Origin of the sequence: Methylorubrum zatmanii, assembly GCF_014845115.1 — a bacterium.
Classification (GTDB): Bacteria; Pseudomonadota; Alphaproteobacteria; order Rhizobiales; family Beijerinckiaceae; genus Methylobacterium; species Methylobacterium zatmanii.
The window spans coordinates 1-515 of the sequence record NZ_NKUI01000368.1; the positions used below are offsets into that span (position 1 = coordinate 1).

A 515-nucleotide genomic window follows, 5' to 3' on the forward strand; every position below is an offset into this window, starting at 1 on the left:
GCCGGGGGATGGCGCCGCCCGGCGTGAGGGCGTTGAAGCCCCGGATCGCGGCGGCGATCTCCTCGGCCGCCCCCTCCCCCTGCACCCGCACCGGCCAGACCAGCACGGGGCGGGGGAAGCGGTCCTCGAGCCGGTGCAGGATGTCGCGGATCACCGCTCCGGTGGGCGAGGTGACGACCCCGATCACCCGCGGCAGGAACGGGATCGGGCGCTTCCGCTCCGCCCCGAACAGCCCCTCGGCGGCGAGCTGGCGCTTGCGCTCCTCCAGCAGCGCCATCCAGGCACCGATGCCGGCGGGCTCCATCGCGTCGATGACGATCTGATAGGAGGACTTGCCGGCGAATGTCGTGATCTTGCCGGTGGCGACGACCTCCAGCCCCTCCTTGGGCTTCTGGCGCAGCCGCCCAAGCACGCCCTTCCACACCACCGCGTCGATCTTGGCGGAGCCGTCCTTGAGCGAGAAATAGGCGTGCCCCGATCCGTGCGGCCCGCGATAGCCCGAGATCTCGCCGCGC

General features: G+C 72.2%; 1 protein-coding gene. It reads right to left on the bottom strand.

Going from position 1 to position 515, the window contains the following annotated elements; translation table 11 throughout:
* A partial coding sequence (gene xseA / locus MZTS_RS24790; protein ID WP_192285985.1) for an exodeoxyribonuclease VII large subunit occupies positions 1–515 on the bottom strand: 515 nt, incomplete at both ends.